18 protein-coding genes are annotated in these 21,066 nt (G+C 60.3%); 9 read left to right on the top strand and 9 right to left on the bottom strand.

Annotated elements, in window-relative coordinates; genetic code table 11:
• Window positions 1-165: 165 nt before the first annotated feature.
• Complete coding sequence (gene xseA, locus BHU62_RS15385) at window positions 166-1,542, bottom strand: exodeoxyribonuclease VII large subunit (RefSeq protein ID WP_073532811.1); 1,377 nt, start codon at window positions 1,540-1,542, stop codon at window positions 166-168.
• A gap of 170 nt (window positions 1,543-1,712) precedes the next feature.
• Here xseA and guaB point away from each other — a divergent pair, with 170 nt between their 5' ends.
• The 5 genes from guaB to BHU62_RS15360 all read left to right on the top strand — a co-directional run bounded on the left by guaB (window position 1,713) and on the right by BHU62_RS15360 (window position 6,485).
• Window positions 1,713-3,176 carry an IMP dehydrogenase gene (gene guaB / locus BHU62_RS15380; RefSeq protein WP_073532783.1) on the top strand — a complete coding sequence of 488 codons (1,464 nt, stop codon included), beginning with the start codon at window positions 1,713-1,715 and terminating at the stop codon, window positions 3,174-3,176.
• A 177-nt stretch (window positions 3,177-3,353) separates the two neighbouring features.
• A complete protein-coding gene (guaA, locus tag BHU62_RS15375) occupies window positions 3,354-4,931 on the top strand; it encodes a glutamine-hydrolyzing GMP synthase (RefSeq protein WP_073532782.1) in 1,578 nt (525 codons plus the stop codon).
• A gap of 192 nt (window positions 4,932-5,123) precedes the next feature.
• Window positions 5,124-5,351, top strand: coding sequence for a type II toxin-antitoxin system Phd/YefM family antitoxin (locus BHU62_RS15370; RefSeq protein WP_073532781.1), 228 nt, complete (start codon window positions 5,124-5,126; stop codon window positions 5,349-5,351).
• Between the two features lie 31 nt (window positions 5,352-5,382).
• Entirely contained in the window at window positions 5,383-5,715 is a 333-nt protein-coding gene (locus tag BHU62_RS15365; protein WP_073532780.1) for a type II toxin-antitoxin system RelE/ParE family toxin, read from the top strand.
• Between the two features lie 230 nt (window positions 5,716-5,945).
• Window positions 5,946-6,485 (top strand): GNAT family N-acetyltransferase, encoded by a 540-nt coding sequence (locus BHU62_RS15360; protein WP_073532779.1) that lies wholly within the window; start codon window positions 5,946-5,948, stop codon window positions 6,483-6,485.
• A gap of 68 nt (window positions 6,486-6,553) precedes the next feature.
• Here BHU62_RS15360 and BHU62_RS15355 read toward each other — a convergent pair whose 3' ends face one another.
• Complete coding sequence (locus BHU62_RS15355; RefSeq protein ID WP_073532778.1) at window positions 6,554-8,335, bottom strand: hybrid sensor histidine kinase/response regulator; 1,782 nt, start codon at window positions 8,333-8,335, stop codon at window positions 6,554-6,556.
• On the bottom strand, window positions 8,332-8,964 hold the full coding sequence (locus BHU62_RS15350) for a response regulator transcription factor (RefSeq protein WP_073532777.1): 633 nt from the start codon (window positions 8,962-8,964) through the stop codon (window positions 8,332-8,334). The genes BHU62_RS15355 and BHU62_RS15350 overlap by 4 nt, the downstream gene beginning before the upstream one ends.
• Window positions 8,965-9,139: 175 nt before the next feature.
• On the opposite strand from BHU62_RS15350, the gene BHU62_RS15345 reads away from it, so the two are divergent.
• Together BHU62_RS15345 and BHU62_RS15340 are read left to right on the top strand one after the other, a co-directional pair.
• Window positions 9,140-9,454 (top strand): hypothetical protein, encoded by a 315-nt coding sequence (locus tag BHU62_RS15345; RefSeq protein WP_073532776.1) that lies wholly within the window; start codon window positions 9,140-9,142, stop codon window positions 9,452-9,454.
• Window positions 9,455-9,647: 193 nt separating this feature from the next.
• A complete protein-coding gene (locus tag BHU62_RS15340; RefSeq protein WP_073532775.1) occupies window positions 9,648-12,728 on the top strand; it encodes an autotransporter domain-containing protein in 3,081 nt (1,026 codons plus the stop codon).
• Window positions 12,729-12,793: 65 nt separating this feature from the next.
• Here BHU62_RS15340 and BHU62_RS15335 read toward each other — a convergent pair whose 3' ends face one another.
• Complete coding sequence (locus BHU62_RS15335; protein ID WP_073532774.1) at window positions 12,794-13,777, bottom strand: AraC family transcriptional regulator; 984 nt, start codon at window positions 13,775-13,777, stop codon at window positions 12,794-12,796.
• Window positions 13,778-13,938: 161 nt separating this feature from the next.
• On the opposite strand from BHU62_RS15335, the gene BHU62_RS15330 reads away from it, so the two are divergent.
• Window positions 13,939-14,769, top strand: a complete 831-nt coding sequence (locus tag BHU62_RS15330; RefSeq protein WP_073532773.1) for an alpha/beta hydrolase — start codon at window positions 13,939-13,941, stop codon at window positions 14,767-14,769.
• A 55-nt stretch (window positions 14,770-14,824) separates the two neighbouring features.
• Here the strand turns inward: BHU62_RS15330 and rluF are convergent, their stop codons facing one another.
• Both rluF and BHU62_RS15320 read right to left on the bottom strand, forming a co-directional pair.
• Window positions 14,825-15,697, bottom strand: coding sequence for a 23S rRNA pseudouridine(2604) synthase RluF (gene rluF / locus BHU62_RS15325; RefSeq protein WP_073532772.1), 873 nt, complete (start codon window positions 15,695-15,697; stop codon window positions 14,825-14,827).
• Window positions 15,698-15,791: 94 nt separating this feature from the next.
• Window positions 15,792-16,235: a winged helix-turn-helix transcriptional regulator gene (locus BHU62_RS15320; protein WP_073532810.1), complete on the bottom strand. Its 444-nt coding sequence runs from the start codon at window positions 16,233-16,235 to the stop codon at window positions 15,792-15,794.
• A gap of 95 nt (window positions 16,236-16,330) precedes the next feature.
• On the opposite strand from BHU62_RS15320, the gene BHU62_RS15315 reads away from it, so the two are divergent.
• Window positions 16,331-17,557 (top strand): MFS transporter, encoded by a 1,227-nt coding sequence (locus BHU62_RS15315; protein WP_073532771.1) that lies wholly within the window; start codon window positions 16,331-16,333, stop codon window positions 17,555-17,557.
• Here the strand turns inward: BHU62_RS15315 and BHU62_RS15310 are convergent.
• The 3 genes from BHU62_RS15310 to mdtN form a co-directional block, all read right to left on the bottom strand.
• Window positions 17,554-17,979 carry a GNAT family N-acetyltransferase gene (locus tag BHU62_RS15310; protein ID WP_073532770.1) on the bottom strand — a complete coding sequence of 142 codons (426 nt, stop codon included), beginning with the start codon at window positions 17,977-17,979 and terminating at the stop codon, window positions 17,554-17,556. The genes BHU62_RS15315 and BHU62_RS15310 overlap by 4 nt on opposite strands.
• A gap of 70 nt (window positions 17,980-18,049) precedes the next feature.
• The gene (locus BHU62_RS15305; protein WP_236720680.1) at window positions 18,050-20,029 is read right to left on the bottom strand and encodes an FUSC family protein; all 1,980 of its coding nucleotides are present in this window, start codon (window positions 20,027-20,029) and stop codon (window positions 18,050-18,052) included.
• Window positions 20,019-21,056, bottom strand: coding sequence for a multidrug transporter subunit MdtN (mdtN, locus tag BHU62_RS15300; protein ID WP_073532768.1), 1,038 nt, complete (start codon window positions 21,054-21,056; stop codon window positions 20,019-20,021). The genes BHU62_RS15305 and mdtN overlap by 11 nt, the downstream gene beginning before the upstream one ends.
• Between the last annotated feature and the right edge of the window lie 10 nt (window positions 21,057-21,066).

Raw genomic sequence — 21,066 nt, 5'->3', positions numbered from 1 at the left:
GGCAAGGAAAACAGATCATGGGGTTATGATGCTCTGTCGACGAATTGGCGAGGGGTTGGCGGCAGGGGGGAGGCGCTGTGATACGCGCAAGGGCACCCGGCCCAGCCTGCCGACGAGCTGAGGGGCAACCATGAAGCGGGAGAGCGTTTTACGCTGGCGTTGGAATTACTCGGCCGAGCGTTTTTTGCGCGGCTTTTTGGCGGCGGTGATGGTTTTCACCTCGCTTTCCACCCAGCCGTCCTGCAGGCGGGTTTTCAGCAATTCGCCCACCTGTGCCTGCTTGGTGGTTTTCAGCAGCTCGCCGCGCGGGGTTTGCGTCACGCTGTAGCCACGCGCCAGCGTAGCCAGCGGGCTGACGGCCTCCAGCTGGCTGCAGGCCACGCCGAAGCGTTGACGGTAGGCGTTGAGCTGCCGCTCCATCGCGTGCTGCAGGCGGTATTCCTGCTGCTGTACGCGTTGTTGGTAACGGTGAATGCGGCCCTGCGGTTGCACCTGCGCCAGCCGCTGCTGGGCGCGTTCGCTGCGGCGGGCGGCCAGGCGCAGCTGCTGCTGCATGCCTTCTTCCATTCGGCGCTGCAGCTTGAACAACAGCGTCTGCTGGCGCGCCAGGCGTAGATGCGGATGCTGCTGCTGTAAACGGTGGTGAATGCGGGTGAACTGCTGCTGGCGCTGCGCCAGGTAGTAATCCATCGCCATCTCGAGCCGCTGCTGTTGCGACTGCAACTGGCGCAACAGCTCGAGCTGATTGCGGCTGACCAGTTCGGCGGCGGCGGAAGGGGTTGGCGCGCGCAGATCGGCGACGAAGTCGGCAATAGTGACGTCGGTTTCATGGCCGACGGCGCTGACGATTGGAATGCGGCTGGCGAAGATCGCCCGCGCCACGCGTTCGTCGTTGAAACTCCACAGATCTTCCAGCGAACCGCCGCCGCGGCCGACGATCAGCACGTCGCATTCATCGCGGCGGTTGGCGGCCTCGATGGCGCGCACGATCTGCAGCGGTGCCTCCGCGCCCTGCACCGAGGTAGGGTAGATGACGATCGGTAGCGACGGATCGCGCCGCTGCAATACCTGCAGAATATCGTGCAGCGCCGCGCCGCTGGCGGAGGTGATCACCCCGACGCGTTTAGCCGGGGCGGGCAGCGGCTGCTTGAACTGCTGGTCGAACAGCCCTTCGGCGCTCAGGCGCTGTTTCAGCTGCTCGAACTGCTGCTGCAGCAGGCCGTCGCCGGCGGGCTGCATGCTTTCGGCGATCAGCTGGTAGTCGCCGCGCGGTTCATACAGCGTGATGCTGGCGCGCACCAATACCTGCTGGCCGTTTTGCGGCCGGAAGGTGACGCGGCGGTTACTGTTGCGGAACATCGCGCAGCGCACCTGGGCGCGATCGTCTTTCAGCGTGAAATACCAGTGGCCCGAGGCGGGCTGGGAGAGGTTGGAGATCTCGGCGGAGAGCCAAATCTGCCCCATTTCCATTTCCAGCAGTTGGCGAACCGTCTGATTCAGGCGGCTTACGGTAAAAATGGAAGGCGAAACAGGTAGCGTCATGTGACCCAGATCAAATTTCAAAACAATCACTTAATTGGTCGATACTACATGGCTGAAAAAGGTAATCAAGACTTTTTGTAAGAAAGTGCTGGAGGCAACCGATTCCGCTCTGTATAATGCCGCGGCAATATTTTATCTTTTTCACAGCCCACCCTGGTGAGATATTGCCCATGCTACGTATCGCTAAAGAAGCTCTGACGTTTGACGACGTCCTCCTGGTTCCAGCCCACTCCACGGTTCTGCCTAACACCGCAGAGCTCGGCACTCAACTGACCAAAACCATCCGCCTGAACATCCCTATGCTGTCCGCAGCCATGGATACCGTTACCGAATCCGGCCTGGCCATCGCGCTGGCGCAGGAAGGCGGCCTGGGCTTCATCCACAAAAACATGTCCATCGAGCGCCAGGCTGAAGAAGTCAGCCGCGTGAAGAAACATGAAAGCGGCGTAGTCACCGACCCGCAGACCGTTACCCCAACCACCACGCTGCAGGAAGTGAAAGAGCTGACCGCGCGCAACGGCTTCGCCGGTTACCCGGTCGTCACCGAAGACAACGAGCTGGTCGGCATCATCACCGGCCGCGACGTGCGCTTCGTGACCGATCTGTCTCAGCCGGTTACCGCGGTGATGACGCCGAAAGATCGCCTGGTCACCGTGAAAGAAGGTGAAGCGCGCGACGTGGTGCTGCAGAAAATGCACGAAAAGCGCGTAGAGAAAGCGCTGGTGGTGGACGACAGCTTCCACCTGCTGGGCATGATCACCGTTAAAGACTTCCAGAAAGCGGAACGTAAACCGAACGCCTGTAAAGACGAGCACGGCCGTCTGCGCGTAGGTGCGGCGGTCGGCGCCGGCGCCGGCAACGAAGAGCGCGTTGATGCGCTGGTGGCGGCAGGCGTTGACGTCCTGCTGATCGACTCCTCGCACGGCCACTCCGAAGGCGTATTGCAGCGCATCCGTGAAACCCGCGCCAAATACCCGGATCTGCAGATCGTCGGCGGCAACGTCGCGACCGCAGCGGGCGCCAAAGCGCTGGCTGAAGCCGGCGTGAGCGCGGTGAAAGTGGGTATCGGCCCGGGCTCTATCTGTACCACCCGTATCGTGACCGGCGTGGGCGTACCGCAGATCACCGCCATCGCTGACGCGGTGGAAGCGCTGGAAGGCACCGGCATTCCGGTTATCGCCGACGGCGGCATCCGCTTCTCCGGCGACATCGCGAAAGCGATCGCGGCAGGCGCATCTTGCGTGATGGTTGGCTCCATGCTGGCGGGTACCGAAGAATCCCCAGGTGAAATCGAGCTGTATCAGGGCCGTTCGTTCAAGTCTTACCGCGGCATGGGCTCACTGGGCGCGATGTCCAAAGGCTCTTCCGACCGTTACTTCCAGACCGATAACGCCGCCGACAAACTGGTGCCGGAAGGTATCGAAGGCCGCGTCGCCTATAAAGGCATGCTGAAAGCCATCGTGCACCAGCAGATGGGCGGCCTGCGCTCCTGCATGGGTCTGACCGGTTGCGCCACCATCGACGATCTGCGCACCAAGGCGGAGTTCGTGCGCATCAGCGGCGCCGGCATTCAGGAAAGCCACGTGCATGACGTGACCATCACCAAAGAGTCGCCGAACTACCGCATGGGCTGATTTCAGGGGCTGCGGCCGGCGCATTTGTTCGCCGTCCGCTGCTCGCAGTGCTCATTGACGTTGTGTCAACTGCGCATGCTGTACTGCGGGCGGCGGCCAACTGCTTGGCCTCGCCGCCTGAAATCGTCCTGACGATTTAGATTTTTCCTTTTTCTCTTGTTGCTGGAATTCGCCTCAATGACACAAAATATCCATAAGCATCGCATCCTCATACTGGACTTCGGTTCGCAATACACCCAACTGGTCGCCCGCCGCGTGCGCGAAATCGGCGTTTACTGCGAGCTGTGGGCCTGGGACGTTAGCGAAGAGCAGATCCGCGAATTCAACCCAAGCGGCATCATCCTGTCCGGCGGCCCGGAAAGCACCACCGAAGCCGGCAGCCCGCGCGCCCCTGACTACGTGTTCACCGCCGGCGTGCCGGTGCTGGGCGTGTGCTACGGCATGCAGACCATGGCGATGCAGCTGGGTGGCCATGTGCAGGGCTCCAACGAACGCGAGTTCGGCTACGCGCAGGTGGAAATCGTCAAAGAGAGCGCGCTGCTGCGCGACATCGAAGACGCCATCAGCCCGGCCGGCAAACCGCTGCTGGACGTGTGGATGAGCCACGGCGACAAAGTGACCGCGATCCCGTCCGACTTCGTGACCATCGCCAGCACCGACACCTGCCCGTTCGCCATTATGGCCAACGAAGAAAAACGCTTCTACGGCGTGCAGTTCCACCCGGAAGTGACCCACACCCGTCAGGGCCAGCGCATGCTGGAGCGTTTCGTACTGGAGATCTGCCAGTGTGAAGCCCTGTGGACCCCAGCTACCATCATCGAAGATGCGGTCGAGCGCATCCGCGAGCAGGTAGGTGAAGACCACGTGATCCTCGGCCTGTCCGGCGGCGTTGACTCCTCCGTCACCGCGATGCTGCTGCACCGCGCCATCGGCAAGCGCCTGACCTGCGTATTCGTCGACAACGGCCTGCTGCGCCTGAACGAAGCCAAGCAGGTGATGGAAATGTTCGGCGACCACTTCGGCCTGAACATTGTGCACGTCGAGGCGGAAAATCGCTTCCTGACCGCACTGGCGGGTGTGGACGAGCCGGAAGCCAAGCGCAAAATCATCGGCCGCGTGTTCGTTGAAGTGTTCGACGAAGAAGCCTGCAAGCAAGAGCAGGTGAAATGGCTGGCACAGGGCACCATCTACCCGGACGTGATCGAGTCCGCCGCTTCCGCCACCGGCAAAGCGCACGTGATCAAGTCGCACCACAACGTGGGCGGCCTGCCGAAAGAGATGAAGCTGGGCCTGGTCGAGCCGCTGAAAGAGCTGTTCAAAGACGAAGTGCGCAAGATCGGCCTGGAGCTGGGCCTGCCGTACGACATGCTGTTCCGTCACCCGTTCCCGGGGCCGGGTCTGGGCGTGCGCGTACTGGGCGAAGTGAAGAAAGAGTACTGCGATCTGCTGCGCCGCGCCGATGCCATCTTCATCGAAGAGCTGCACAAAGCCGATCTGTACAACAAAGTCAGCCAGGCGTTCACCGTGTTCCTGCCGGTGCGTTCGGTCGGCGTAATGGGCGACGGCCGCAAATACGACTGGGTGGTCTCCCTGCGTGCGGTTGAAACCATCGACTTTATGACCGCGCACTGGGCGCACCTGCCGTATGACTTCCTTGGCCGCGTGTCCAACCGCATCATCAACGAAGTGAACGGCATCTCCCGCGTGGTGTACGACATCAGCGGCAAGCCGCCGGCGACGATTGAGTGGGAATGATTAACCCCCTTCGCAGCCTGTTCGCAACTAGGACGAAGTGACTGAAACCCTCTGTTTTTACAGGGGGTTTTTCTTTATATGGCCATATCTTTTCCGCCATGCTTCCAGCCTTGGATAAAGCCGAACATTGTTTGTGGTCTAAATATGGCCTATATTCAGACCTTGGTATGATTGATAGCGCCTGGGGGCACGATGAAAGTAGAGACCATCAGCTACGTTAAAAAAAACGCGGCCACGCTCGATCTCTCTGAACCTATCCTGGTCACGCAAAATGGGGTTCCCGCCTACGTGATAGAATCCTATGAGCAGCAGCAGGAGCGGGAGAACGCCATTGCTCTGCTGAAATTGCTGACGCTGTCAGAGAAAGATAAAGCGGAAGGGCACGTGTTCTCGAAGGAACAGCTGTTGGATGGGCTTTAAGCATTACAGTGCTCAACATTAAGGGATTGCAATGGAACAGCAGATGACCTTTGAGTACACGCTTACGGTAAAGCACTGCATCGATACAATAGTGAACCATCTCCGTCGCGTTGATGTCGAACCGCGCCCGGTGATTGCAGATATTCTCACTCAATTTGAGAGCATCGTTGGCCAGTTCCCGCAGGGATGCCAGATTTGCCCTGAGCTGCTCAAAATCGGCTGCGCAAAGTACCGGGAGTTTAATCACGCTGGTGGTTACCGGGTTTTGTATTCCGTAGACGGAAGGTTGGTAACAGCACATGCGATTTTGTCACATCGGCAGGATATCCAGCAGCTGCTGTTTAAGCGACTGATCATGGCCTGATAGCCCTAGCCGGCCCAGGCCGGCACTGAATGGCAAAAATAATCCCTAAGCCCGCTTAATTGTGGGCTTTTTTATATTTTCTCCGGCGACCATCTTCCAAATTTTCCCCATTGCCAATCCGCGCCGTTTTCGCTGGTCAGGGTTCACAACGCGCTAAGCCCAAGTAGGTTATCTCTTTATATCGGCGGTAAATTAGGCAGCCGAATGGTGAACGGGATGACGGAGGTGCTATGACGGTTTTGCCAACACGAATCCTTCTGCCTGACGAGCTTGGCGCGTCTTTAAGGCCGCTGGAACGGGGGGATGTTCATGCCTGGTCGGCGTATTTGAGCCGGCCTGGCGTTACGGAACATACCAGCTGGGGCGACGTCGGGGCGGCCAATCTGGAGAAACTTGTTTCGGGCTATGCCGCAGGCAGGGACGCGCTTCGCTGGGGCATCGTGGACTCGAATGACAGTTTGCTCGGCACGGTGGGGTTGAACGAGATATCCCGCGAGCACGGCCGCGCGGAAATTGCTTACGATCTTGACCCGCGCCACTGCGGCAGGGGGCTGGCGACGGCAGCGGCAAGCGCCGTCGTACACTGGGCGCATACGGCGTTGGGCCTGCAACGCGTGCAGGCTACGGTCCTTGATAGCAATATCTTGTCGATTGCCGTCCTGGAACGCGTGGGCCTGCAACGCGAAGGCTTAATCCGGCAATACCGCCGGGTGCGTGGGCAGGCCCGGGATTACTGGATGTACGCGGCCATTTTGCGCGTAGAGCATTGAGGCGCGAGCCTCAATGTTCACCCTGTAGGTTTTGCTCGTCGTATCTTTTCTGGCCGCTCTTAATCGCCTCAGCCGGCCCCCCACTGCGTCAGCAGTGCATGTAGCCTGGCCGGCTCCAGCGGCTTGCGCAGCACCAGGTAGCCCTCTTGTTCGGCCTCTTGCAGGATCGGCGAGTTGAACTCGCCGCTGACCATGGCGCCGCTCACGTCCGGCAGGCGTTCGAACAGTGCTTGCAGGATGTCGAAGCCGCTCTCGCCGGAACGCAGGCGCTGGTCGCACAGCACGGCGAACGGCGTAAAGCCGTCGTCGACGATGGCGAAGGCTTCCTCGGCGGAGGCCGCGCAGCGCACGGTGATGCCCCAGGTGCTCATCAGGCTCTCCCAGGCGGAGGTCACCAGCGGATCGTCGTCCACTACCAGGCAGGCGCCGCGCAGCGGCGCATAGTGGATGGGCGTGGCGGTGTTGTCGTAGGCGGCCGCGGTTTCCGGCGCTTTGTCTTCGCCGCTGCATTGCGTGAAGCGCATCCAGAAGCGCGAGCCTTTGCCTTCGACGGAGTGCATGCCGTACTTCACCTTCATCAGCTTGGCGCAGCGCGCCACCACCGCCAGCCCCAGCCCGTGGCCGGCGCTGTCGATTTTCCACGCCAGTTCGGGGCGGTAGTAAGGGGAGAAGATTTTGCTTTTCTCTTCATCGGCGATGCCCACGCCGGTGTCCCACACTTCCACCAGACACTCGGCGCCGCGCGGGCGGATAGCGATCAGTACGCCGCCCCGTTGCGTATAGCGCAGGGCGTTTTGGATCAGGTTGATCAGCGATTGCCGCACCAGCAGCGGATCGCCCATCACGCTGATGCGCCGCTTGGGCCGCCAGGTGCGCAACGCCAGGGTGCGGCTGTTGGCCTCTTCGCGGAACAGGGTGATCACCGAGTCGAGCAGGCTGCCGATATCCACATGGGTGGCGGCGGTGCGCACGTTGCCGGATTCGATCTTGCTGAGATCGAGCAGCGAATTGAACATCAAATGCACCGAACGCACGCTTTGTTGCAGATCCAGCAGCTGCGGTGTCAGGCTGTCGTCGCGGTTCTTGTGGATGATGGCTTCAATCAGAAAGCCCATGGCGTGCACCGGTTGGCGCAGATCGTGACTGGCGGTGGTCAGGAACTGGTTCTTATCCAGCAGTGCCTGTTCCGCCTCTTCTTTGGCCTGGCGGAACTGCTCCGCCAGGCGCGAGCTTTGCTCTTCGAGCAGCGCTTGCTGAATAAAGAACGCATGCGAGGTTAACGCGTGGCGGTAAATGGCGAAGCCGTACAGCAGGTTCAGCATCAGCACGATGAACATCACGTCTTCCAACCGCCAGATGATGCCGATATTCAGCAGCCCCCAGGAGGCGAAGAAAAAGCGCGTAAAGGTGCTGATGACGGGCGTCAGATGCGTTGCGTTGGCGGCGACGATCGCGGCGATGCTGATATTGAGCAGCAGGAAAAAGTCAAAGTTATGGGTTTGCGGCGTAATTAAATAGAGTGATGAGATCCCCAGTCCGTGAATAAAGGCCACCTTATTAATGCGCGGCAGCCAGCGGCGCAGCACGGTGTCTTCGTCATTTTCTGCGGCCTCGCGCTGGTAGCGACGATGCCATATTCGGATCGCTACGGCGCATAGCAGGTAAATGATTATCCAGGTAATGGTTGGCTCGAGCTTGTCGCCCAGCAAATAAATCCAGATGGCAAAAGGGATGCCGACGAAAGGCACGGCGGTGAAGCTGAACACTAACCGCATGAAGGTGTTGTCCAGCAGGCGGATCTGCGCGCGCGGGGAGATGCCATCATTTTGTAAATGCTTGAAAAATCTCATTGCGACGGCGCCCGTTTACCGTGCAACAGCGTAATGGCCTCTACCCGGCTGCTGACGCCAATCTTTTTCAGGATATTGCTGATATGTTCTTTGACGGTCGGTTCGGAAATAGAGAGCTGTGTCGCAATTCTTTTATTTGGCAGTCCGCGCATCATCATATTCAATACGTCTATTTGCCGCGGCGTTAAATTAAAGTCATTTAAATGATTATGGTTGTTTTTAACGACGCATTCATTCCCGTCAGGAAACCAATCCTGATTATTATTCAGCGCCAAAACCGCTTTGGCGAATAATTCAGGTGGTTCATTTTTTAATACGAACCCGTGCCCGCCGGCATGATGAACTTTCTGCCAGATATCGTTATTCTCGTCGCCGCTGACCACCAGCAGGCGCACCTGCGGGTAAAGCTGTTTGACTTCTTTGAGTAATTTCAGTGCCGTGCCGGAAGAGAGCCAAAAATCAATCACCAGTAAACGCGGTGGGCCATTTTCCCTAATATGGCGGTAGCAATTCTCTTCATTGGTCACCACATGCGCCTGTTTGAATCGGCAATGCGTGCTGAGAAAATTAGCGATGCCGCTCGCTACCAATGGATGGTCATCAACGACCAACGCATAATCCTGCCCCAAAGGATTCTCCTTTCGCCTTCATAGTTCAGATAGTTCTGATGAATTATTATCAACCCTCCCTACTTTAGGAGGGTTTTTTAGTTTAGGAAAGGGAAATATATTATTCGAGGATTTTGATAAGAGAAAAAATAAAGCCAATCGATAATTTTAACTGATTGGTTATAAAGGACAATTTATGAAGAAACCACTTATCGCTTTAACCGTGACGATGATGATAGCCGGTTGTACCACCCTGAAAACCGATCAGGCCATTCCGCTGCTGCAGGCGGAAACTGCCAAAATGCTGGGCCTGGGCTCGTCGGACGAAATTACCGTGACCAACGTCAATGGCGCGCAACCGGATGCGCTGGGCGGGCAAAAACTTTCTTATCGTGCCACCACGGAAAAAGGCCGAATTTTCGATTGCTCGTCGATGATGATGCCGGGAATTTTAGGCTCCTCCCCATCGTTGAGCGCACCGACCTGTACGCCGGTGGTCACGCATAAATAATTCATTCTGGGGGCGGTATTGCCGCTTTCTGGTTTTCCGTCGTCGGAGCGTGAGCGCCGGGGGGCATAAGCTTCCGCTTCGACGAACAATAAACCTGCCAGCGTGAAATGATGCCTTATACTTCTACCGTTTCATTGATTTTTCATATAACAACTATTTTGCGAGATCACGTTAATGAGGACGGAGATAGCCCGTGAATGACAATGTATCGCACCCTCTAGCGGTCAAGGCACCGCTTTCCAAACTTTACCTCGCTCTATTTTCCGCACCGTTGTTGATGCTGGCGCCCGCCGATATCGCTCGCGCAGACGATACCATTTTCGACGGTTACATACGTATTTCCGAACGGGAGACCTACCCCGGGGATGTTTACGTCGGCCGCAATCGAATCGGATACTTGCTTGTCCGTAATGGCCAAGTCACCGTTGATAACATCTATGTCGGTCGGATGTTCAACGGTCAAATTTATGACAGCCGTATCACGGTTACCGGGTGGAACGCCGAGTTGAAAGTGGTGAATGATCAATCGGTCATGCGCGGCAACTTGGAGCTTGAGTGGGGGAGCTTACTGGTCGACGATGGCGCGCGGGTCAGCGCGAAAAATATCGTAGTAGGTACTACCCGCGGTTACGACAGCTACATTGAACTGAAGTCCACCTATGGGGCAGGTTCTCAAATCGCCAGCAACTTTCTTCGCGTCGGCCCCGAATTGGGCGCTCGTTCCACCGTGTTGGTTGATGATGGCGCTTTGCTGAGGACGACTTACGATGCATATGTTGGCAATGGTTATGAGCCAGGCGAAACCGACAAACTGAGTCCGAAAGTCACCGTCAGGGGGAGCAACGGCATAGCATATTCCCGGTGGATCGTCGGCCGCGCGCTCACGCTCTACGGCGATCTGGACGTGTTGAACGGCGGCATAGTCAATGTCGGCAGCGCCCAAGTGGCGGGCGTCTCCGGCACGCATAAAACCGCCGAGCTGGTGATCGCCGGCAACGGCTCACGCTTTACCAGCGGCAGCAGCGTCAATGTCGGCGATTACGGCAACGGCGTGCTGGCGGTCATGGACGGCGGGACGTTTTCCGCCGGCGGCAACCAACTGGTGCTGGGGGCGACCGGTTCCGGCTCGCACCGCGGCGCGCTGATTATTGGCAGCCGCGGCAACATGGACACCGGCACCGGGCTGACCGAACCGACGCTCGGCGCGGCGGGCGGTGCCGGCACCCTCGATGCCAAGACGGCGATCGCCCTGCGGGGCGGCTTGTTCGGCAGCTATGTGTACTTTAACCATACCGCCGGCAACTACCTGTTCAGCAACAAGATGAGCGGCGAAGGCGAGGTGATCAACACCGCCGGGCAGACGACGCTAAACGGCGATCTCACTGGGTTGCAGGCGAACGTTACCGTGCGCGGCGGCAAACTCATCATCGCCAGAGATATCAATACCCAGAAAGAAGACGATATCTTCGAGATCCAAACTCTTAGCGCCGAGAACGGCGGTACGCTGATTCTCAACGCGACGGCGGGCTCTGACGTCAATAACGGTCACGGCTACAGCAGCGCCGCGTCGATCAAGGCCGGCGGCACGCTGGGCGGCAACGGCAGGCTGGGCCAGACCGAGATCCAGTCCGGCGGGCATATCTCGCCCGGCGACGGCAATATCGGCACGCTGACGCTGAAACGCTACCTGAACTTTATCGGCGAGTCCTTCTACGACGTCGATATCGCCGGCGATGGCCGCAGCGACCAACTGCTGGTGGCGGGCAAAACCACCATCAGCGATCAGGCCAAGGTGCAGGTCACGGCGCTGGATCCGCAAACCAGCTATAAAACCGGCCAAAGCTACCGCATTCTGACTTCGAAAGGTGGCATTGACGGCCAGTTCGCGGCGGCGGTTTCCAAGTCCGCATTCCTCGATGTGGCGCTGAATCACAGCGCCAACGCCGTGGATCTGACCATCGCGCAGAAAGGCACGGGCGGCGAGAACCCAGGAGGGGAAAATCCGGGCGGTGAGAATCCAGGGGGCGAGAACCCAGGAGGGGAAAATCCGGGCGGTGAGAATCCGGGGGGCGAGAACCCAGGAGGGGAAAACCCGGGTGGTGAGAATCCGGGGGGCGAGAACCCGGGCGGAGAAAACCCAGGGGGCAAGCCGGGGATTTTCCAAACGGTGGCCGAGACCGGCAACCAGTGGAATACCGCCGGCGCGCTCTCGACGCTGACGCAGAGCGGCCCGTCATTGGCGCTGTACAATTCGCTGCTGCTGTTGAGCGCGCCGGAAGCGCGCGAGGCATTCGACCAGCTGTCCGGCGAAGTCTATCCGTCGATGCAGTCTAACCTGATCGCCGGCAGCACCCAGCTGTTCAACGTGCTGAACCAGCGCATGCTGCGTTTGTTCGACAACGACAGCTTGCCGGTACCGCCGTTGGCGATGTCGCTGGTGCAACCGGCGCAGGCGCACAACAGCGGCGTCTGGGGCCAGACCTTCAGTTCCTGGGGCAGAAACAGCGGTAACAACAACGTGGGCAAGCTGGATGGCAACACCACCGGCTTCCTGTTGGGCGCCGATCGCCAGCTGGCTGACCATAACGTGCGCATCGGTGGCTATTTCGGTTACAGTCGCGGCGATTACGACGTCGACAGCCGCCGTTCCAAGGCTGATACCGACAACTATCACCTCGGCCTGTATGCGGCGGGGCAGCAGGATGCGTTCTCGTTGCGCGGTGCGCTGGGTTACACCTGGCACAAGATTGAAGGCAAACGCAACGTCGATTTCAGCGGCTTCTCGGATCGGCTGAAGTCGGATTACGACGCGAACTCGCTGCTGGCGTTCACTGAGGCGGGTTACCGTTTCGGCCAGCCGGAGATGAACGTCGAACCGTTCATCAACCTGAGCTACATCCGCCTGCATACCGACAGCTTCCAGGAAAGCGGTGGCGCTGCGGCGCTGAGCGTGCGTAATGAAACGATGAACACCTTCTACTCCACGCTCGGGGTGCGCGGTGTGACTGAGCTGCCGAAGAACGTCAGCCTTTACGGCTCGCTTGGCTGGCAGCATGCCTACGGCGATAAGAACACCTCGTCACGCATGGCGTTTGCCGGCAGCGACGCGTTCGTCACTCAGGGCCAGGCCGTGGATGACAACGTGATGGTGGGTGATATTGGGGTGAGCGTGAAACTGTCGCGCGCCGCGACCTTGGATGTCGGTTATCAGGGGCAATTCGGCGCCGATACCCGCGTCAATTCGGTCAACGCTAACCTGCGTTGGTCGTTCTGATCCTGTTTTTAGACTTCTCTGGTACCTACAGGCCCGCATGATGCGGGCCTTTTTTATGATGGGGGCTAAACAGCCGCCAGCTTGCGCCACTGCATAGGAGAAAGCGCGTAACGGCCGCGAAACGCGCGGCTGAATGCCGCTTCGGAGGTATAGCCGACCCGGTTGGCGATGTGCGCTACCGAAGCGCGGCTGTAGCGCAGCAGCTCCGCAGCGCGATCCAGCCGCCAGGTGGTGAGATAGTTGAGCGGTGCCTGGCCGACGATGCGCTGGAAACGATCGGCGAAGGCCGAGCGCGACAGATTAGCCAGCGCGGCGAGTTCCGGCACGTTCCAGGGATGGCCGGGATCGGCGTGAATGGCGCTCATGGCGGGGCTGATGCGCGCGTCGATCGCGCCGGAAAGCCAACCGCGCCCGGCTTCACCTTCTGTCGCCCAGGTGCGCAGCAGTTGCACGAAGATCACGTCGAGCAGACGCGAGATCATGGCGGCGGCGCCCGCGCGCGGGTTGAGCGCCTCGTCGAGGATGAAGCGGCAGCTCAGCTCCAGCCACTCGAATGGCCGTTCGCGCAGGCCTTTCAGGATCAAGACCGGCGGCAGCACTGACAACAGGCGCTGCGACAGCATGCCGTCAAAGCCGAAATCACCGCACAGCCAGGTGGTTTCGCCGTGGCCGAGCGTCAGGCTCTCCCGGTGATAGTGGCGGCGCGCCAGCGCCGTCAGATCGTGCGCCGGGCGGCCCGGTTGGTCGGCGATGGTGTGGGCGTGGCCGTGAATCAGCATCACCAGATCGCCCTGCGAGGCGTGGTATACCCGAGCATCGCCTTCCGCCTCAATGGCCACGCTGCCGTTTCTGATGATGTGCAGACGGTGCTTGCCGGCGGGGAAGCGCCAGCCGAACGGCGCCGATGCCGCGCAGGTGAACACCGTATTACCGCGCACGCGAATCAGCTCCAGCACTTCAGAAAAGGCGTCGCGTTTGAAGGCGAAGGGTTCTGCTTCATCCTCTTTATACGGCGGCGTTTCAGCAAAGAATTCCGGCTTTTTGGTCATGTCGTGCGCCTGTATCGCTTCTATAATTTGGACATCATCTCTACAGAATATTGCCGAAGTCAAAGGCTATTCGATGAGGCGGCAGCCGGCGCAACGGCTGCCATGCAGCGTTCCGCCGTGCGGTGAGGCGCTTCCGTTAACGATGGCATGGGGTAAGCATTATGGCGCTAGAAGCGCGGACCGACACGGTTGTTTTAATTCACGGGCTCTGGATGACGCCACTGTCGTGGGAGCATTGGATCACTCGCTACGAACAGCGGGGCATGAGGGTGATCACGCCCGGCTATCCGGGCATTGAGCCGGGCGTCGCCGGCGTTGAGGCGCTGCGCCGCGATCCTTCGCCGCTGGCGAATCTGGGCGTGCGCGAGGTGTACGAGCATCTGGCGGCGATCGTCGGCGCACTCGACAATAAGCCGATCATCATGGGGCACTCGTTCGGCGGTGCTTTTGTGCAGTTGTTGCTGGATGCCGGCTTCGGCTCTGCGGGCGTTTCTATCGACGGCGCGGCGGTAAAAGGGGTGAAGGCGTTGCCGTTCAGCGAAATCAAAGCCACCTTCCCGGTGCTGCGCAACCCGGCCAACCTGCATCGCGCCGTGCCGATCGGCGAGAAGGATTTCCACTATGCCTTCACCAACAACCTGAGCCTGGAAGCGTCTAAAGCGGTGTACGATCGCTACTCGGTGCCGGTGTCGGGGCGCATGCTGTTCCAGGGCGGATTGGCTAACTTTACGCCGGATGCGGCGACCACCTACAATTTCGCCAACGGCGATCGCGCGCCGCTGCTGTTTATCGCCGGCGGCAACGATCATATTTTGCCGCCGGCGGTGCAGCGGGAGAATTACGAGAAAAACGCCAAGGGTTCACAGGCCATCAGCGCTTACAAGCTGTTTCCCGGCCGCAGCCACTATACCTGTGGCGAACAGGGGTGGGAGGCGGTGGCCGATTTTGCGCTCGATTGGGCGCAAGCGCCGGTGGCGGGCAGCCTGGACTGATTTTTACGATGAAAAAGCCCGCGCAATGGCGGGCTGAGCGAGGGCGAAAGGGCGTTTAACGCCCTTTTTTCTTGCGTCCCGGTTGGGTAAAGCGTTTGCGGCCGGCCGGTGCGCCGCCGGATTTGTCGGCGCTTTTCGGCCCGCCGGCACTCGGTTTTTTCGCCGCGGCGGGCTTGGCCGGGGCTTTCTTCGCCGGTTTGGCCTCGGACGAGGAACCCTCGATCAGCGTGAACAGGTCGATCAGTTCGTCATCGGTCAGATCGCGCCATTCGCCCAGCGGCAACCCCTTCAGGCTGACGTTCATGATGCGTGTGCGTTCCAGCTTGGTGACCTCGTAGCCGAAGTGTTCGCACATGCGGCGGATCTGGCGGTTCAGCCCCTGCACCAGCGTGATGCGGAATACGAAAGGCGCTTCTTTCTTCACCTTGCACTTTTTGGTCACCGTGCCCAGCATCGGCACGCCGGCGCCCATGCCGCGAATAAACTCGTCGGTCACTGGCTTGTTGACCGTTACCAGATACTCTTTTTCGTGATTGTTGCCGGCGCGCAGGATCTTGTTGACCAGATCACCGTGGTTGGTCAAAAAGATCAGCCCCTGCGAATCTTTATCCAAGCGGCCGATCGGGAAGATGCGCTTGCTGTGGTTGACGAAGTCGGTGATGTTGTCGCGCTCGCCGTCTTCAGTGGTGGTGACGATGCCGACCGGTTTGTTCAGCGCGATCAGCACCAAATCTTCTTCATTGCGTGGTTCGATGAGCTGGCCGTTAACCTTCACGACATCGCCGGCAAATACCTGAGTGCCAACGGTAGCGCGCTTACCGTTGATGAAAACGTTGCCTTGTTCGATGTAACGATCGGCGTCGCGACGCGAGCAGATGCCGCTCTCGCTAATGTATTTGTTCAGACGAATGGATGAGTTAGTCAGCATGGGATCTCCGTAAAACGCGGACTATACATTACCCGGATGACGCTGCGAAGTGAATCGTGCAGGGTTGGCTGAGCGCTTCCGAACGTTGTCGCCGCTAAGGTATTTTCACCACCCGGGTATTGAGCGGGGTGAGCGTCTGCCCGGCGCTGCCGATCGGCGTCAGGCGCGGGACGGGGCGGCCGCTGTCGTTTTCCACCAGTGTCGAATGGGCTTCCCCTGCGGCGAACAGATAATCCTCTCCCCATTGGCGCAGGCCGACGATCACCGGAAACAGCGCGCGGCCTTTTTCGGTCAGCACATATTCCTGATAGGCGCTGCCGTCCGCGGCGGGAACAATCTCCAGCACGCCGTGCGTCACCAGGGCGCGCAGGCGGGTGGAAAGAATGTTCTTCGCCATCCCCAACCCTTTTTGAAATTCGCTGAAGCGGGTGACGCCGTCGAAGGCGTCGCGCACGATCAGCAGCGACCACCAGTCGCCAATCACGTCCAGCGTGCGCGCCACCGGGCACGGCGCATCTTCCAGGCTTTTACGTTTCACGATGTTTATCTCCTGCCGCATATTCTGGTTGCATTATAAAACCTATGCACCTAAAGTTCACTGGGTTTAATAACGAAACCAGATTGAGGTGCGTGATGAGCGACAAACTGTTGGATCCCCCCTGTGCAACGCTGGGGCGTCTGCCGGCTGCCTTGGTGCTGTTGCTGGCCGCCGCCAGCGCTTTCAGCGTGGCCAACGTTTACTATGCGCAGCCGCTGTTGGACGCCATCGCCCGTGATTTCTCCATCAGCCTGGCGGCGGTCGGCATGGTGATCACCGTGACCCAACTGGGATGCGCCCTGGCGTTGCTGTTAGTGGTGCCGCTGGGGGATCGGCTGAACCGGCATCGGCTGCTGGCGGTGCAGCAACTGGGGCTGATCGCTGCGCTGCTGCTGGTGGGGTGGGCGCACAGCGCGCCCTGGCTGCTGGCGGGCATGTTGCTGGTGGGGCTGCTGGGCACCGCCATGACGCAGGGGCTGATTGCCTTTGCCGCCGCGTTGGCGGCACCGCAGGAGCGCGGGCGGGTGGTCGGCGCGGCACAGGGCGGGGTGGTGCTGGGGCTGTTGCTGGCGCGCACCTTGTCCGGCGCGTTGGCGGACGCTGGCGGCTGGCGCACGGTGTACTTCTTTTCCGCCGGAGTGACGCTGGTCTTGTTGCCGATCCTGTCGCGCCTGCTGCCTGCACCGCGCACCTCTCCCAGCACGCTGAGTTATCCCGCGCTGCTGCGTTCGATGCTGAGCCTGTTGCTGCATGACCGCACGCTGCAAATTCGCGGCATGCTGGCGCTGCTGATGTTCGGCGCTTTCAGCCTCTTTTGGAGTTCGCTGGTGTTGCCGCTCAGCCAGCCGCCGTTCAACTTCACGCATGCCGCGGTGGGGGCGTTCGGCTTGGTCGGCGCAGTGGGTGCGCTGGCGGCGGTGCGCGCCGGGCATCTGGCGGATCGCGGGCTGGGGCAAGCGGCCAGCGGCGCGTGTTTGCTGCTGTTGACGCTGGCCTGGTTGCCGCTCGGCTTGCTCGACAGCGGCCTGGCTTGGCTGGTGGCGGGCATCGTGCTGCTGGATCTGGCAGGCCAGGCGATCCACGTGCTGAACCAGAGTATGATTTTCAGTGCGCACCCGCAGTCGCACAGCCGGCTGGTGGGCTGCTACATGCTGTTTTACGCCGTCGGCAGCGGGTTAGGCGCCTTCGCCGGTACTCATATGTACGCCTGGGCGGGCTGGAGCGGCGTCTGCTGGCTGGGCGCGGGCGTTAGCCTGATCGCACTGCTGTTTTGGCGGCTGACGCTGCGCGGCATGCCGGATGCCGCGCATGCCAAGGGCTAAAGTGTCTGGGAATGCATCAGGTAATAATCTTCTTCGCCGTCATTGCCGGTGGAGATGACGCGCCAACCGTGCTTGCGATAGAACGCCAGCGCCTTTTCGTTTTTCACCAGGCATTTCAGCGAGCCGGTGGCAGTGAAGGTGGCGTTCGCCGCCCGCAGCAGCGCGCTGCCGACGCCGCGTGGCGGCTGATGGGGATCGACATACAGGTTATGGATGAAGTTGTCGGCGCGGTAGATGGAAACGAATCCCAGCAGCTCGCCGCCGTCTTCCGCGACCCAGATCTCTTCTTCCTGCGTCGCGCTGTCGAAATCTTCCAACTGATAGTTTGAGGTGTCGCGCCAGCCGAATGCCGCCTTGCGCGACGTCAGATACAGCGTGCGCAGGACGGGGCGGTCGGTCTCTTGGTAGGGTCTTATCTGCATGGCATCTCCCGGTGGTTTGTGCTCACTATAGCGCATTGCGCCGGGTGTGCACGGCCGCAAACGGAAAATGCTAGGCGTCTCCCCAGGCGGGCAGGCGATTGACGCCATCGCTTAACTCCTGCGCCAGGTGTCGCACGGTGTCGGCGTGCAGGGCGGCCAACGGCGGATGAAAGTCGGGCGCCCGCAGCGCTTGCGGGGCGCGGGAAAGCTGCGCCGCATAGTCGGCGAGGATGCGTCCACCCTGGTGCTGTATCTCGAGCAGCGCCTGGCGTTCCTGCGCCGACAGCGCTGCATCGTTGCCGGCCAGATACGTATTCAGCTTTTCGCTGGTCAGCAGCAGGCTGCGCGTCTGGTTAAAGATCAGTTGGATATGCCGGGTGAAACTTTCATGGTTATCATCCGCCAGCTGCCAGGTAGGCTCCAGCGTCACCCGGGCCACCACCGCTTCGCAGCCTTCGATCTTTTGCCAGATGCCGATGGCGTTTTTGTTCTCACCGCCGAGGAAACGCGACAGCTCCTGCAGCAGGTTGGCGACCTGCTGCCGCAGCGACTCCCCTTCGTATTCCGGCCAGAGCGTGGCGTGAATGAAGGTGGCGAACCCCACTCCCAGCACGATGCCGATCAGGCGATCGCGGATCTCGGTCAGCTCGGTGACCGGGCCGAAGCTTTCCAGCAGCGCCAGGGAAAAGGTGAACACGATCTGCACCCCGGCATAGCTTATCTTCTCGGAACCGGCGGCGATCCAGGCGGAGAGGGCGATCACCGGCAACGTCAGCAGTAGCAACCCGACGATGCTGTCGAGATGAGGCATGATCCACACCACCGAGATCAGCGCCAGCAGGCTGCCGATTGCCGCACCGCCGAGACGCAGTCGCGCCCGCCGCTGTGTGGCGCCAAGGCTGGGCTGTGCCACGATCAGGCAACTCAGCATGATGGTATGAATGCCGGACCAATCGACGGCGGTATAAAACACGTAGGCAACCAGCACGGTCAGCAGCGTTTTCAACGAAAACTGGATGTAAACCGGGTTGGTCAGGGCATCGGGAGTCAAGAAGGGCACTTTCGGCGGCGGTGCGGCCTGCACGGCCTCGGCATAGTCGCTGCGGTTGGCATAGACCTGCAGGTGGCCGGCCATCTCATTGAGCGGTGCCGGCACCTGCGGATCGTCGCTGCCGGCGATCTCAACGGAAAATCGCAGCGCGCTGCCGTTGCCGATCGCGGCTTGCAGCGTGCGGCAGGCGTCGTCTATCTCCTGCGCCAATTTACGCGCGGCCGCGCCGAAAGCCGGCGGCAGTTGGTAGGCCAGGATATTGAGTTGCAACACCAGGGTGATCAGCGCCAGATAACCGGGCTCGTTGGCGCGGCAGCTATTGTTTCGCATCACCGAAAAGCGCAGCAGTTTATGCAGCTCGGTGGCGTGCTGCGAGATGGCGCTCAGATCGTGCGTTTCGCCGCCGGTGGCCAACAGGGTGCGGGTTTCGTCCAACACCGCGATCATCCGGCTTTGTAGCTGCTTCAGCGGCTCGGCCGGCAGCAGCAGGGTATTGACGATCAGGGTGACCAAAATGGCATAGTTGATCGCCACCCAGACCCACAGCACCAGCCTTATCACCACTTCCGCCTGCGGGGTGAGATCGACGAAGCTTTGCACATAGATCACCACCAGCGCCATCAGGAAGAACAGCACCCCGACCTTGGTTACCCGCATCAGGAAAACGCTGAGGAAAAACAGCGCGCTGGAGAGCAAGATGCGCAGCATCGGGTAGTCGTAGGTGAACTTCAACACCAGGATGGCGGCGCCGATCGCCAGCGTGGAGCTGACGAAGAACAGGATGCCGATCATGCGGGTGATCACGATATTGGATTGCGTGATAAAGAAGACAGCGATCAGCGACAGCGCCAGCCACGGCACCTGCAGCGTCTGCGAGATCACGATGGCGATCGCGCTGGAGAGCAGAGCGCGGATCACCAGGTTGATGCGGCTGTCCGAAGGGCGCAGCTCGTCGATTAACTGAGACAGCCAGCCGCGAGACATCGTTTCACTCTTCATGGCGCAGGTTCAGTTTCGCCACCGCTGAAGCGCCGACGCGGAACAGCGTCGGGTTGGGGGCTTCCACCGCGATCTTGACCGGGAAACGCTGCGAAACGTGCACCCAGTTGATGTTGCGCGATACGTTGGGCAGGCCGCCCAGCACCGTACCGCCGTCGTCGGGCTGCACGCCGTAGCTGACCGATTCCACCTTGCCGCTGAATGTCTGGCTGGCATCGCTCATCAGATACAGCGTGGCCGGCACGCCGGGATGCACGCCTTTCAGGTCGGTTTCGCGGAAGTTGGCGACCACGTACCAGTGGCGGGTGTCGATCAGCGTAAACACCGGTTTGGCGCTGGAGGCATACTGGCCGACGGTGGTTTTCAGGGAGGCGATGCGGCCGTCAAACGGCGCTCTGACCTCGGTGAATTCCAGGTTCAGTTTGGCGATGGCGATTTCGGCCTGCACTTCGGCACGCTGCGCGACCAGGGCTTCGACGCCGCTGACGGCGGCTTCAGCCTGTTTCGCCTGCAGCAGCGCGGCCTGCAACTCTGCCTGCGCCGAGCGCTGGGAGGTGCGGGCGGTTTCCACTTCTTCCGCCGAAACGTAGTTCTTGCCGAGCAGCTTCTGCCGGCGGTTGAGGGTGTCGGTCGCCTGCGCCACCAGCGCCTGCGAGCGTTTGACGATGGCGTTCATCGATTCGGCGTTGTACTGCTGCGCGTTGACCGAGCGCTGCGTCAGCTTGATCTGTTCATTCAGCGTGATCAGGCGCGCCTCGCTGGCCGCCAGCGCGTCCTGGTAAGGGCGCGGATCGATGCGGAACAGCAGATCGCCTTGCCGCACCTCCTGATTGTCGCGGATAGGCATCTCGATGATGCGGCCATTCACCTCCGGCACCACGTCGATGGTGTCGGCATAGGCGTAAGCGTCATCGGTGGTGGGGGCATTTTCCACCCGCCAGACGACGACGGCGGCCACGATGAGCGTCAACGCCAGGATGATAAGCACCAACAGTCTGCGCGTGTTTGGGGTCTGGGGTTGTGTCATGGCGTCAATC

The sequence above is a fragment of the Serratia marcescens genome, assembly GCF_001902635.1.
Lineage (GTDB): Bacteria > Pseudomonadota > Gammaproteobacteria > Enterobacterales > Enterobacteriaceae > Serratia > Serratia marcescens_F.
This window is presented reverse-complemented; position numbering and strand designations above follow the sequence as displayed.